This is a genomic window from Nitrososphaerota archaeon (genome assembly GCA_016872055.1).
Lineage (GTDB): Archaea > Thermoproteota > Nitrososphaeria > Nitrososphaerales > Nitrosopumilaceae > Nitrosotenuis.
Genome location: VHBH01000004.1, coordinates 95,797 through 108,372 on the forward strand (window position 1 = coordinate 95,797; position 12,576 = coordinate 108,372).

Annotated in this window: 16 protein-coding genes; 11 read left to right on the plus strand and 5 right to left on the minus strand. The window is 41.5% G+C overall.

Features of this window, described 5'->3' with window-relative positions; translation table 11 throughout:
• Positions 1–76: 76 nt before the first annotated feature.
• Genes FJ354_04695 through FJ354_04705 form a run of 3 tightly spaced genes read left to right on the plus strand, consistent with a single transcriptional unit; the run spans position 77 to position 2,524 of the window.
• Positions 77–1,078, plus strand: coding sequence for an adenylosuccinate synthetase (locus FJ354_04695; GenBank protein ID MBM3905961.1), 1,002 nt, complete (start codon positions 77–79; stop codon positions 1,076–1,078).
• A gap of 53 nt (positions 1,079–1,131) precedes the next feature.
• Positions 1,132–1,791 (plus strand): hypothetical protein, encoded by a 660-nt coding sequence (locus FJ354_04700; protein MBM3905962.1) that lies wholly within the window; start codon positions 1,132–1,134, stop codon positions 1,789–1,791.
• Positions 1,784–2,524 carry an orotidine 5'-phosphate decarboxylase gene (locus FJ354_04705; GenBank protein MBM3905963.1) on the plus strand — a complete coding sequence of 247 codons (741 nt, stop codon included), beginning with the start codon at positions 1,784–1,786 and terminating at the stop codon, positions 2,522–2,524. Before FJ354_04700 ends, FJ354_04705 begins: the two co-directional genes overlap by 8 nt.
• Here the strand turns inward: FJ354_04705 and FJ354_04710 are convergent.
• From FJ354_04710 to FJ354_04725, 4 genes are all read right to left on the minus strand, one after another.
• Positions 2,507–2,929, minus strand: a complete 423-nt coding sequence (locus FJ354_04710) for an NUDIX domain-containing protein (GenBank protein ID MBM3905964.1) — start codon at positions 2,927–2,929, stop codon at positions 2,507–2,509. The genes FJ354_04705 and FJ354_04710 overlap by 18 nt on opposite strands.
• Entirely contained in the window at positions 2,929–3,711 is a 783-nt protein-coding gene (gene uppS, locus FJ354_04715) for a di-trans,poly-cis-decaprenylcistransferase (GenBank protein ID MBM3905965.1), read from the minus strand. The genes FJ354_04710 and uppS overlap by 1 nt, the downstream gene beginning before the upstream one ends.
• Complete coding sequence (locus FJ354_04720; GenBank protein MBM3905966.1) at positions 3,708–4,859, minus strand: DUF373 family protein; 1,152 nt, start codon at positions 4,857–4,859, stop codon at positions 3,708–3,710. The genes uppS and FJ354_04720 overlap by 4 nt, the downstream gene beginning before the upstream one ends.
• Positions 4,860–4,936: 77 nt before the next feature.
• Positions 4,937–5,434 carry a hypothetical protein gene (locus FJ354_04725; GenBank protein ID MBM3905967.1) on the minus strand — a complete coding sequence of 166 codons (498 nt, stop codon included), beginning with the start codon at positions 5,432–5,434 and terminating at the stop codon, positions 4,937–4,939.
• Positions 5,435–5,875: 441 nt separating this feature from the next.
• Between FJ354_04725 and FJ354_04730 the strand changes: the two genes are divergently transcribed.
• The 7 genes from FJ354_04730 (at position 5,876) to FJ354_04760 (ending at position 11,229) form a co-directional block, all read left to right on the plus strand.
• Positions 5,876–6,298 (plus strand): translation initiation factor IF-2 subunit beta, encoded by a 423-nt coding sequence (locus FJ354_04730; protein MBM3905968.1) that lies wholly within the window; start codon positions 5,876–5,878, stop codon positions 6,296–6,298.
• Complete coding sequence (locus tag FJ354_04735; GenBank protein ID MBM3905969.1) at positions 6,298–6,594, plus strand: DUF424 domain-containing protein; 297 nt, start codon at positions 6,298–6,300, stop codon at positions 6,592–6,594. Before FJ354_04730 ends, FJ354_04735 begins: the two co-directional genes overlap by 1 nt.
• A gap of 38 nt (positions 6,595–6,632) precedes the next feature.
• Positions 6,633–6,944, plus strand: a complete 312-nt coding sequence (locus tag FJ354_04740; protein ID MBM3905970.1) for a translation initiation factor 1A — start codon at positions 6,633–6,635, stop codon at positions 6,942–6,944.
• A 159-nt stretch (positions 6,945–7,103) separates the two neighbouring features.
• Positions 7,104–7,751: a serine protein kinase RIO gene (locus FJ354_04745; protein MBM3905971.1), complete on the plus strand. Its 648-nt coding sequence runs from the start codon at positions 7,104–7,106 to the stop codon at positions 7,749–7,751.
• Positions 7,748–8,314, plus strand: a complete 567-nt coding sequence (locus FJ354_04750; protein ID MBM3905972.1) for an RNA-binding protein — start codon at positions 7,748–7,750, stop codon at positions 8,312–8,314. The genes FJ354_04745 and FJ354_04750 overlap by 4 nt, the downstream gene beginning before the upstream one ends.
• Positions 8,307–10,145 (plus strand): DNA topoisomerase VI subunit B, encoded by a 1,839-nt coding sequence (locus FJ354_04755; protein ID MBM3905973.1) that lies wholly within the window; start codon positions 8,307–8,309, stop codon positions 10,143–10,145. The genes FJ354_04750 and FJ354_04755 overlap by 8 nt, the downstream gene beginning before the upstream one ends.
• A complete protein-coding gene (locus FJ354_04760; protein ID MBM3905974.1) occupies positions 10,126–11,229 on the plus strand; it encodes a DNA topoisomerase IV subunit A in 1,104 nt (367 codons plus the stop codon). The genes FJ354_04755 and FJ354_04760 overlap by 20 nt, the downstream gene beginning before the upstream one ends.
• Here the strand turns inward: FJ354_04760 and FJ354_04765 are convergent.
• Complete coding sequence (locus FJ354_04765; GenBank protein ID MBM3905975.1) at positions 11,216–11,686, minus strand: Hsp20/alpha crystallin family protein; 471 nt, start codon at positions 11,684–11,686, stop codon at positions 11,216–11,218. The genes FJ354_04760 and FJ354_04765 overlap by 14 nt on opposite strands.
• A gap of 703 nt (positions 11,687–12,389) precedes the next feature.
• Here FJ354_04765 and FJ354_04770 point away from each other — a divergent pair.
• Positions 12,390–12,576: hypothetical protein (locus tag FJ354_04770; GenBank protein ID MBM3905976.1), on the plus strand; the 187-nt coding region annotated here is incomplete at its 3' end.

Here is a 12,576-nt window from a genome sequence, read left to right on the forward strand (position 1 = left end):
TTGCGTTGGGGCGTTAAAAATTTAGATCGCCATTCCATAACTTGGCTTAAATTAAAGCTCAAAATCTCATCCATTGATGCCCTCGACTGTTGTGGTTGGTGGATTTTTTGGAGATGAAGGAAAAGGCAAAATCATCTCATATCTGGCGCAAAACGACAATCCAAGCATTGTAGTCAGGGGAGGGGCAGGACCAAACGCAGGCCACACGATAGAGGATGGCAACAAAAAATACAAGGTCCGAATGCTGCCTAGCGGATTTTTGAACAAAAAGGCAAGACTGATGATTGGCCCGGGCGTCGTGGTGAATCCGGATGTATTGCACAAGGAAATTGAAGAGTTTGGCACTGCTCGGAGATCATTCGTTGATAATAACTGCGGCATAATAGAAAAAACCCACACTGATGCAGACGGCGGAGGTAGGCTAAAGGAAAAAATCGGAAGCACTGGCTCTGGCACTGGTCCTGCAAATGCCGACAGAGCCATGCGCACGCTAAAGATGGCAAAAGAGATTCCCTCACTCAAGCCGTATCTAATTGATGTGGCACAGGAGCTTCACAGGGCACTAGATGCAGAGGAAAACGTCCTAGTCGAAGGCACACAGGGAACATTTCTCTCGCTGTGGCATGGAACATACCCATTTGTCACATCAAAGGACGTTACAGCCTCGGGAATATGCGCGGACATTGGGCTTGGCCCGAAAAACGTCGACGACGTAATGGTAGTCTTCAAGTCTTATGTTACTCGCGTGGGCACAGGCAATCTCCAAGGAGAGCTACCTATGGACGAGGTGGCAAAGCGTGGCTGGTCGGAAGTAGGCACAGTAACAGGCAGGCAGAGGCGTGCAGCAGAATTTGACTTTGCGCTTGCCAAGCGTGCAGTGATGCTCAACTCCGCATCACAAATTGCGCTCACAAAACTAGACGTATTGTTCCCAGAGTGTGCGCACAAAAATTCATTTAAAGATTTGAGCGTAGCGGCAAAAAAATTCATCACCGATGTAGAAGATAAAACAGATGTAGCAGTTAAGCTGATAGGTACAGGCCCAGGCGTTACTGATATTATTGATTTGAGAGAATAACTGTTTGAATAATTTTTGCTAAACTTTATTTTGCCAATTGTTTTACTGGATTCGTGGAAAAACCAAAATCTCCTAAATACATTCAACTAGCCTCACAATTAGAATTCTCACGCCTAGTTTCAGCATTAGAGAGAGTTCCACGCGTGTCGTTTATGCACGAACACGACGGCAAAAAAATTCTTGCAATTCAGATGGACCTGCTCAAAGAGCGCCCAATCATATACTATGTACCGCTAGACAAAAACGGTCACTATTTGGCATATGGCTTCAAAAACGGTAAAGAGGAAACATCCATAGTTGATGCAGTATCGGAGCCGACAAAACTGTACTCTCCAATAGTCAAAATCAAGGAACTACCACCATCACTACGACAGCACTCTGATGAGCAGCTGGAAAAATACGAGCTAATAGAGCTTGAAGACCTAGCAAGCCTTGCAAAAATAAGCCATGGATACGAAGAGGCGCCATTTCCACTGTTTTCATTTCCTCGTTCAGACAAGTGGTTAATTGGTGTATTCATGAATTTTAACGAAGACGGCCCATCGTATTTCTGTCATGTCACACTTGACTCAGAGCCTACTCAGCCGTTTTTGAAATATTCAATGTTCAATGGCAATGCGCCTGTCTTTACCGACAACCTAAATGAGCACGGCTATTCGTACATCAAAATAATAAAGCTAGTTGAAACACACCCACTAATCCATCATGAATAATTTTTCAGAGCAAATCAAAAAGCTAGCTCGACAAAAAAGCCCGCTTATTTTGGCAAATGACTATGACGATCAAAAAAATCTAGAATCTCGAACCCTAAAAAACATCAAAACATTGTCTGATTATCTTTGTGCAATCAAGTTCAACTTTCATGTTTTATTACCATTAGGAGAAAAACAAATAACCAAAATCACAAAAGCGGCGCACCAAAACGGACTACAGGTAATTGCAGACATCAAACTAAATGATATTGGAAATACAAACATGGTTGCCGCCCAAACATTATGGAGTTTGGGCTTTGATTGTATTATAGTAAACCCCATGATGGGCCCAGGAAATCTCCAAAAACTAACTGAATTATCCCACAAGAACAAAAAAGGCATCATTTCATTGTGTCATATGAGCTCCCCTGAAGCCAAGATAACGTACGAGCTAGGCGTAAAACTAGGCTCAAAAAGTACGCAACTCTACAAGCTGTTCCTAGAGTGGGCAACAAAAATGCCCGTAGACGGAATAATCGTGGGCGCAACTTTTCCAGATATCATACAATACTGTAAAAAGCAAAGCCGTGGGAAGCTAAATGTCTTCTCACCGGGGATCGGCACACAAGGTGGAGACATTTCCAGTACAATATCTGCCGGCTCTGATTACCTAATTGTCGGCAGAACAATTCTTGGCTCAGATAATCCGGTACAAACTGCCAAAGAAATGGCAGACTTAGCTTACAAAACCTAGGGATTTCGATTTTTGCAGTAAATTCTTTGCATTCTGGTATGTTGTCTTAGAGTGCGCCAAGTCGTATTCGAGCCAAACATGATCCAAGTGCTCGTGCGATATTGTAACATCGCTTGTCTTTGTTGTACCCAAGAAAAACACCACTTCTTTTTTGACTAGCTTATTATCATACTGGTAGGTGTAGTGGATTTTTTCCTCAAACCCATCGATAAATTCAATGTCGGTAATTCCAGTTTCCTCCCTGGCTTCTCTAATTGCTGCATGCCTTTCATCCTCTCCTTTTTCTATTCTACCCTTGACAAAGTCCCAATGGCCAGAAGGATAGTGTAAAAGCAAAAATAGTTTTTGTTCTCCGTCTTTTCTAAACAAAACAATTCCTGCTGATCTCTCAGATTTCTCTTGCATTATTTTCCAATCCTCCTATTTCTTTTCTGAAACGTCCTAATTGCCCGAAGCAGATCAATCTTTCTGAATTCTGGCCACAAAATATCCATAAAAATCAGCTCACTGTATGCCCCCTGCCAAAGCAAAAACCCACTCATTCGCTGTTCTCCTGATGTGCGCAATATCAAATCCGGTGACTGCTGTGGCAAGTGCGCAGTATACAGGTTTGCCTCTATCACGTCTTTGTTGATGTCGTTGACACTTATACTTCCGTTCTTAATCTGTGCGGCAATCTTTTTGATGGCATCTACCAGCTCGTTTTGTCCTCCGTACGCAATTGCAATATTCAGATAATGATTGTCGTATTCCCGTGTGGCGTCGTCTAATCTTTTGAGAACATCATTTATGGGATCTGACAACAGTTCGGTTCTTCCCATAGCCTTGACGCGCATCTTGTTTTTGTGAATTCGCGGGTCTACGTACAGTTTTTCCAGCCTTTGTCGGATCAGTTCATACAAATATTCCAGCTCATTATCCTTGCGATCCAGATTTTCAGTAGACAAAACATACAGAGTGATGATTTTGATGTCTAGTTCTTCGCACCAATCCAAAAAGTTCTCTACTGCATCGGCTCCCTTGAAGTGACCTTCGTTGGACATTGTTAATGCTTTTTTTGCCCACCTTCTATTACCATCCAGTATTACTGCAATGTGGTTTGGAATTGTGCCGCGTCTGATTTCATTTTCGAGTCTTTGTGAGTATAATTTATAAAAATAGGAGAGAAACGGTTTTGCTTTTTCTATTCCGATAAGACTTCTCCTCCCTTCTTTTTCCTGTATTTTCGGAATAAGAAGGTAGCAGATATCAGTGTTATTGCTAGCCCTGCCAAAAATGGCGGAATCAGGGTAAAGGAGCTCTCATCATTGACTAGCAGATTTGTAAACTGGTAAACCGTTGGATATACTGAAACTAGCACAATCATGCGTAAAATGTCGGTAATATGCCTAAGGCTTCCCTTTAACCAGTTGCTAATCAGAATTCCGCCAAATATTGAGCCTATTCCCATCCACAAAAATGGTAATGCGCCTGCAATGAATTGACCCAGTGTCACCTTGTCTGCAAATATGTCTGGAAAACCTGAATCCAAAACTTGTGGGTCCAAAATATTTGTGTGTATTGCAGAAAATCCAGACAATATCGATGCTAGTGCAATTGTAATGCCGGTTATCACTGTGAACATTCGAACCAGGCCTGCGGGAGTGGGCTTTGCCCAGTTGGCCCAGGCCCTATCCAAATCAAATGCGCGGATCAAAAATGCACTACCCACTATGCTGATTAGTACTGCAAAGATTTCCTGTGTGTATCCAGATATGGTGCCGATTCCGCCGATTAACAGCAAAATTCCAGGCAATCCCAAAAAGAACTTAGAATATTTTGAATCATAAACGATCATCTTTAGATATTTTCCAAAGACGGCATAGGAATACTCGACACTTCTACTTACTCTCATCACACATCTTTGGACAGAAACAATTGGCACAACATTTTGTATTATGGGTATGACACTTTCATCATCTTCACCATCTGACACAATGACTGCGCCGTTTGCCGAAAAGCTGGACAGAACCGACTTAACCTCGCGAATTATTTTTTCGTCTGCCTGAACTCCCCTATTACTTACTCCTGCAACTACGACTACCTCTGTTTGGTAGCCTTTACTGATCAGGTCTTCGTATGTCTTTATTGCATAGAAAATAGAGTTTGCATCTGCGTCCTCCGGGTCATGCAGTGCAAGCTTTTGTGCAGATTCGATGCATGCGTTTCTGCCAACTACTGGTGTTAGAACTCCAGCTTTATCGCCAACATCATTATCCCTATCAACACAAATCACTAGCAGCCTGCTTGTAAGTGGTGTATCCAATTTCTTTTCTATTTTAGATTCTAAAGACAATACGAGTATACATTGCAAAATTGGCTATTAATGATTTCCAACTATTCAAAATATTACAAATAGGAATCTAGGCTCATCTAGGCTGGACGTGAGTCATTTGATGCGGCAAGTGCGTCTTGTGCCTGGGTTAGGTATTGCTCCAGTTTTGCCTTATCCTCTGCTATGTCTGATGCCGGGTCCGACTTTAGCTTCTCTGCAACGACTGCCGTCTCTCTAAGATAGGTGTTGTATGCTCGAAGCGAGTCTGCAAGTGCAGAATAGCTTTGGACCCATTGTTCTGGCACATCAGGCTGTGTTATACTGATTATCATGGAGCGAATCTGACCTGAAGATATCTCTGCAATCGTGATATAGTTTTCTGGTGTGATTTGACCTGATAACATCTTGTTAAATTCAATCTTGTCGGATTCTGAGATTGCCTTTTGCTGATCAATTAGCGCATCAATCTCGTCACTGGGATTTGAAATCACAGTGCTGAATTGGTTGTTTTGTGGAATGAACCAAACTGTAAAACTTGCCAAAGTGATAGCAGATAGCACTACGGCAGTAATGATGAATCCTTTTTTTGATTTCAACTCAAACCAAAAATTACACCCTATAATATAATTGAAATACACAAAAAATCGGTATGATTTTTGCCAAAATTTTGCATTTTGTCTGGATTGATGTCATAATTAGCAAAAAACAACCTAATCCAAAATGGATCGAAATTCGCAACTAACTACATCCTACAAATGTAGACTAGTCCATCGTATAGTAAAATATTTTTTACCGTTTCTTGATAAATACACGCATACTGTAGACCAATTACAATGGCTCAAGCTTACTGTGTAAAATGCAGAGCAAAAAGGGAAATTAAAGATCCTAAAGCAACAACGCTAAAGAATGGTCGTCCAGCTATCAAGGGCGTTTGTCCAAAATGTGGTACCAACGTCTTTAGAATCGGCGCTGCTTAAGCTAAACCACTCTTTCTTTTTGAATTAAGCTCATATAGGTAGAGTTGTCTTTATTTCGTATTGACCAAGGCAGACTATGAGAAACTCCTAAAGCAAATCCAGGACAAAATCTCCGAAAAAAAGACTGATGTTGTGGAGAGATTTGAGCTTCCATCACCCAATGTGATGTGGGAAGGCCAGCGCACCATATTGCACAATTTCATGGACTTTGTAAAAAAACTGAGACGCGACCCAGACAAGGTCCTGCAATACTTGGCAAAAGAATTTGCAACCCCTGCTGAGCGAAGTGCAGACAAGGCAATCTTTGTCGGAAGGCGCGAGCCGCACGACTTTGTAAATCTGCTTAACATTTACGTCAAGGATTATCTTGAATGCCCGACCTGCAAGAGTCCAGATACCAAAATAGAGCGAGAAAACAGAATCACCTTTTTGATATGTGAGGCATGCGGCGCAAAATCATCACTCAAAGGTAAATACGCATAATGCGATTCTTCGTCAAGACATCCAACTATCAAAACAGCAACATGTTAAACATGTGCGACGAAGCCCTTCTAGGCAAAGTAATCAAAAACGGAAAACTGCAAATCAATATCAGCAAAAGCTACTATGGCCAAAGACTCGTTGAAAAAGAAGAAGCAGAAACACTACTACAAAACTGTTCCATCTTGAATTTGGTTGGCACAAACACCATACAAATGTCAGTTGACCTCAAAATTGGCTCTCAACAAGGAGTCAAGACGATAGACGGTGTTCCATTTTTGATAGTATTCAAAATGTAATACACACAATTATATACAAAAATTTTAATCCGATACTATTGGGAAAGCGCAAAGTTCTAAACGAAAGTGAGCTAAAAGATATCCAACTGCCACAGCAAGGCGAGATGTTGGGTAGGGTCATCAAACTCTTGGGAAGTGATCAGGTGCTTGTAAAATGCACTGATGAGAAAATCCGAAGGGGAAGAATTCGTGGAACCCTCAAGCGAAGAATTTGGATTAGAGACAATGATGTTGTGATCATTGCACCATGGGATTTCAAACAAGACGACCGCGGCGACATTACCTGGAGATTCACGCTGTCTCAGGTGGACTGGCTCAAAAACAACGGCCATTTGCCAAAAGAATTCTAATGATGTACAAAATTGTCTGAAGACGATTTTTCTGGAATAGAAGAAATAGAAGACTATGACTCTAAATTTGCAAAAATCTTCCCAAAGCAAAAGCGGCGCAAGCCCCAAGATGGATTCAAAAACAATAAAGTAGTCAACCAAGTCCTTGACAAGACTACAATGTTTACCATGTACGAGATGATTAACGCCAAGATAATCTCGTATGTAAATGGCATAGTGAAGGCAGGAAAAGAGTCTGCCCTGTTTTGGGCAGTCGACCCAGAAGGAAAAGATGTGGCACTCAAGGTATATTTGACATCGACTTCGAGTTTTAAAAAACGCGCACCTTACATCTTGGGTGATCCAAGATTTTCTCACCTCAAAAAGGGTACGAGAAACATGGTGTACCTTTGGGCCCAAAAAGAGTTCAAGAACCTCAAGCAATGCATACGCCACGAGCTACCTGTGGCAAGACCACTTCATGTTTCAAAAAACGTGCTTGCGATGGAGTTTGTCGGCAAAGCAGGAGTCCCATCACCTACACTCCACGAAACAGAGGTTGATGAAAACGACTACTCCCAAATCATTGAGTTTATCACAAAACTCTACAAAAAGGCAAAACTAGTCCATGGCGATCTCTCTGAATATAATGTGTTCAAGACAGAAGGTGGCCTAGTTGTTTTTGACTTTGGATCAGCAGTTGATACAATACACCCAAATGCTCAAAATTTTCTTGAAAGAGACGTTAAAAACATGTCATACTTTTTTGCAAAAAGAGGACTAACAGTCACAAATCCTGCTGATGTCCTTCACACAATAACATCATGAGCTTTGATAAACTAGTAAGAATTCCAGTGGACCGAGTAGGAGCACTAATTGGAAAATCTGGCAAGGTCAAAGCACAGATAGAAAAGACGTGTTTTGTCAAACTGGAAATAGACAGCGAGACAGGCGAAGTGGAAATAGCAACTGACGGCCAAATAGATCAAATTCAGCCGTTCAAGGCGGTAGAACTAGTCACTGCGATAGGCCGCGGATTCTCGCCGGAAAATGCAATGAAGCTAATGAGGGAAGATTATGTTTTACATGTGATGGATCTGAGAGACTTTGCCGGCAAATCCCAACAGCAAATTGAAAGGATAAAAGGAAGAATAATCGGAGAGGGAGGTAGAGCAAGAGCAAACATGGAAAATCTAACTAATACTAGTATCTGCGTTTACGGAAAAACAGTTTCAATAATTGGAGAGCCAATTCAGATCAAGCTGGCAGTTTCTGCAATATCATCGATTTCTTCTGGAAGCAAGCACGGCTCTGTCTATGGAAGGCTGGAAGCAAATAAGAGAAGGCAAAAAATAGAGCGAATGCAATTGTGGGAAAACAAAGATGTCTAAGGAAACCTTTAGCCAGATCTCGCCAAGCGAGTTCTTTTACAGAAACAGGGACCTTGCAGGATTTTCTAATCCCACACGTTCGCTATACACTGCTGTTAGGGAATTTGTAGAAAACGCACTGGATGCATGTGACCAAAGGGGCATACTACCAGATGTAAAACTGATAATTCAAGCAGTAGACCCAGAAAAGCCAGATCCAAAACCATACATCCTAACTGTTAAGGACAATGGTCCAGGAATGGATTCAAAGCAAATCCCGCTTGCATTTGGAACTGTACTGTATGGCTCTAAATTCGGACTTAAGCAGGCACGAGGCATGTTCGGCCTAGGTGCTACAATGGCAATTTTGTACGGGCAAATCACTACAAACAAGCCAGTTGTGGTGTCAAGCTCGGTTGATGGCCAGACCTCTCATGAATATTCTATGATGCTTGACATTCAGAAAAACAAGCCAGTCATTCTAAAACACACAACAAAAGAGTCTGGCAAAAAAGGACTAAACGTCTCAATAACACTAGAGGGTGACTATTCCAAGGCAGGCTCTAAAATCAGGGACTATGTGTATCAGACATCGCTGATTACGCCATATGCGTCAATATCGTTTGATGATCCAAAGGGCGAGAAATTCCAATACAAAAGAATTGTGGATACAATGCCAGCACCTCCGACAATAATCAAACCGCACCCGCACGGAGTCGACGTTGAAACCATTCGCCGAATGATCGTTGATACTCATTATGAAATCCCGACACTAGATAATTCAATGATAGAAAAGGTACGCAAAGAACTAGGGCTTGCAAAAAAGAATCTAAACTTTGAAGGGATAATGCAGAGAGCAGAAAAAAAATGGGCATCGCTATCAAGACCTGTCCGAGTAATAGTTGCTCTAATGTCGTTTTTGCAGATGGACTTTGAGAAAGTAATGAAAATAAGAATTGATGATGTGGACTTGGCAAACAAACACCTCACTTATTGGGACTTTGGTGAATCAAAATCTGTAATGATAGACATGCCAAAATCCAGTCAGTACTATAAACAACTTGCAAACACCGTGGCCGGAGAAACACTTGGAACGTTTCTCACAAAAAGATTCCAAAGAGTCGGACCGTCCACTGCAGACAAGTTTGCGGAATTTGCAAGCCTAAAGCCTGAGAAAAGAATTGGCTCTTTTACCAATGAGGAACTAGTACAGCTAAGCGATTCACTGCAGAGATACGAGGACTTTCTGGCACCAGACCCTAGTTGCCTTGCACCTCTGGGAGAAGAACCACTGCGCAAGGGAATTGCCCAGTTTTTCAAGCCTGATTTCTTTGATGTAATCCAAAGAAGCGCCTCTGCATATTCCGGTTTTCCATTTGTGGTAGAGATGGGAATTGCTTATGGGGGTGAAATTCCATCAGGCAAAATCAGTGTATATCGATTTGCCAACAGAATCCCGTTATTATATGATGAAGGCAGTGATGTCGTACTACAGGTGGTAAACGAGACAGACTGGGGTAGATACAAACTCAAAAACGACTCTTCAGTAGTCATAGTAAGCCATATTTGCTCTACTAGAATTCCATACAAGACAGTAGGAAAGGAAAACGTAGCAGATAGGCCGGAAATTGAAAAAGAACTGCGACTTGCCTTACAGTTTTTGCTAAGAAAACTCTCTGCATACATGTCAAAGAAAGGCTTAGCCGAGGCAGAAAAGAAGAGAAGCAACCTTTACCAAAAATATCTTCCACTAATTGCGCAATTTGCAGCTGAGCTAGCAGGAAAAAATAAAGAGCCTGACTACAAAAAACTAATCAAGGATCTGAATACAAATGTCAAAACCGAAGAATAAAGCAGAAAAAATTGCAGCGGCAAAGTACGAGGCACTACGGGAGTTACTAAAGTCAGAGGGTACAAAGATCTACAATGACTTGGAAAAGGGACAATTCCCGCAATTCTACGTACCAAGCAGATCCGTTAGCAATATAGTATATGACAAAAAACTGCGCCAATATGTTCTTGGCAAGGCTGCGGGACTTCGTAGCTCACGCAACATGTCACAACTAAGATCATTTACGCAACTAATCTGGCTTGCATTCTTTGCAAACAGGTTAGTCCAAGAAAAAAAATCCTCAACCTTGAGAGACATTTACTATTCATCGCAGGCATTTGAAATTGATTTTGAGGATCAGCCGGAATCTGACAACATTATTGTGGACTTGGAGGCAGTCTTGGCAAGACCACGAGAGGACCTACACATATTCCCAGAGGAGCGAAGCAGCGTCTTTGGTGATTTGACAATTGAATATACCGTTCCTGGATACGAGGGAAGAAGGACAAATCTATCGGACCATCCCGATGGCTATCTGATTGGCCCAAGCTTGTCCAGCGCAGAACTAGTGGATACCAGCGCAGAGCTAGTCATTGCTATTGAAAAAGGTGGTCTGTTTACTAGATTTGTGGAAGAAAAGGTCGACAAAAAATTCAAGGCAATCATTATAGACACTGCAGGACAGGCTCCGCGTTCCACCAGATACCTGCTAAAAAGATTACACGAGCAAATGAAACTTCCAGTCGTAATTCTAACAGACGGGGATGTCTATGGAGAGCACATTGCAATGGTAATCAAGTCTGGCTCTGCAAACGCCGCACACCTTAGAGAATTAACTGTTCCTGACGCAAAGTGGGTTGGCGTGTGGGCATCCGACATTGAAAAGTACAAACTTCCAACCATCCCTATGACAGAATCAGACATTAAGAGAATCTATGATTTACAAAAAGACCCAAGATATCAAGAAGGAGTCTGGAAAAAGGAATTGGAAATATTCCTAAAAATAAAAAGAAAGGCTGAACTAGAAGCCTTCTCAAAATATGGTCTGACAAACATTACGGACAAGTACTTGCCAGAAAAACTGGAACTGGCTAAGTCTCTGTAGTCTTTCCGATTCGCAAAGTCAGAACTCCGTTTCTGTATTTGAAATCAGAAATTTGCATTCCAGAAGCCCCTTCTACAGGAACCTCTTTTGAAAATCCACCCGTTGCGCGAATATACAATATGCCTTCTACTAGTCTTACCATGATTTTATCATCAGGTCCTGGCACCTCGGCTACAAAGACAATCTCATTTTCGCCCTTTATGACATCATAAACCCAGTTCTTGCTTTCTGTCTCACGTGCAGCATACTTGGGCTTCTCAGTTCTAGTCATCTTTTTGATGACAAATCCCCAATAAATCATGGTGGCAGCTGCTATTCCGATTAGGATGAAACTTACCCCGCCATGACCATTCCGAAGTGACATGATGTACACTATGCCCAGAAATAGGATAAGCATGATCGGGATGATAAAATTAATTGATTGCTCATTAGAGTACGTCTTTTTGTAGCTTGACAACTTGATTGAATTGCGTTTTGGTAAATATAAAGTAATTATGTTCTATATGCTCAAACTTATAGTAAATGTAGTGGGGTTGTTCGTAGCACAAAATCGTGCTCCTGCATTGCTACATTATATTCTTGCAGCTAGCTAGACCACCACCAATTGCTTCCTGTTTTGTTGTGAATAGCGGATCAAAAATCTCAGTCAGAAGATTGGCGGTATTCTGGGGCTAAAATCTTCAACTTTGATCTCTGTAATGTCTGCTTTTTCTTGGCGCGAATGTTTATGGTTCCACTGTTTTCATCTATTGTTTGAATCCATCTAGTATTATTTTGGAAAAGAAATTTGCATTTTATGCAAATCCCACAACAATACAATGTCACCTTTTGGGAAATTACTGCTAACATTTGTTAGAATCATCAATGTTGGGTGCAGAGATGATTGTCTCATGTGGTGAGGTTAGCTGTCTTTTTAGAATTGGTGTTCCCTTGATATAGTCTAGGACTCCATCAATCTGTATTGTGATACTGTCAAGGATATCTGTTTTTTGTCATCTCCATCTCGGTTGATGCATTTATGATTCAATGATGAAATTTCTCTGGAATGAAATCAAGTTGGGTTTTGTAGGTTCTCAACGAATTATCTTTGCACGCTCGTGCGAATCTTGATTTTTATTATCGCTCAAAAGACTATCACTGTGGACAAGGCTAAAAGTCCAATGAAGGGAATATTTCTTAAAGGCTCTTTTATTGGTGCAATAATCACGGTTCCGTCTCTCGTTGCATTTTTTATTGCTTGGTTTGTCACTGGAGACAAATATGTCTCGCTCATAGTGGGCGTAGTCGTCCACTTTATTGGGATGGGCTTTACTCTAAAACTATCAAAAAAATTATTCAAAGTAAAGC

Excerpts from the sequence above, each read along its gene's own strand:
- FJ354_04735 (MBM3905969.1), top strand. The coding sequence starts at position 6,298 with ATGCGATTCTTCGTCAAGACATCCAACTATCAAAACAGCAACATGTTA.
- FJ354_04695 (MBM3905961.1), top strand. The coding sequence starts at position 77 with ATGCCCTCGACTGTTGTGGTTGGTGGATTTTTTGGAGATGAAGGAAAA.
- FJ354_04760 (MBM3905974.1), top strand. The coding sequence starts at position 10,126 with ATGTCAAAACCGAAGAATAAAGCAGAAAAAATTGCAGCGGCAAAGTAC.
- FJ354_04750 (MBM3905972.1), top strand. The coding sequence starts at position 7,748 with ATGAGCTTTGATAAACTAGTAAGAATTCCAGTGGACCGAGTAGGAGCA.
- FJ354_04705 (MBM3905963.1), top strand. The coding sequence starts at position 1,784 with ATGAATAATTTTTCAGAGCAAATCAAAAAGCTAGCTCGACAAAAAAGC.
- FJ354_04745 (MBM3905971.1), top strand. The coding sequence starts at position 7,104 with ATGTTTACCATGTACGAGATGATTAACGCCAAGATAATCTCGTATGTA.
- FJ354_04755 (MBM3905973.1), top strand. The coding sequence starts at position 8,307 with ATGTCTAAGGAAACCTTTAGCCAGATCTCGCCAAGCGAGTTCTTTTAC.
- FJ354_04710 (MBM3905964.1), bottom strand. The coding sequence starts at position 2,929 with ATGCAAGAGAAATCTGAGAGATCAGCAGGAATTGTTTTGTTTAGAAAA.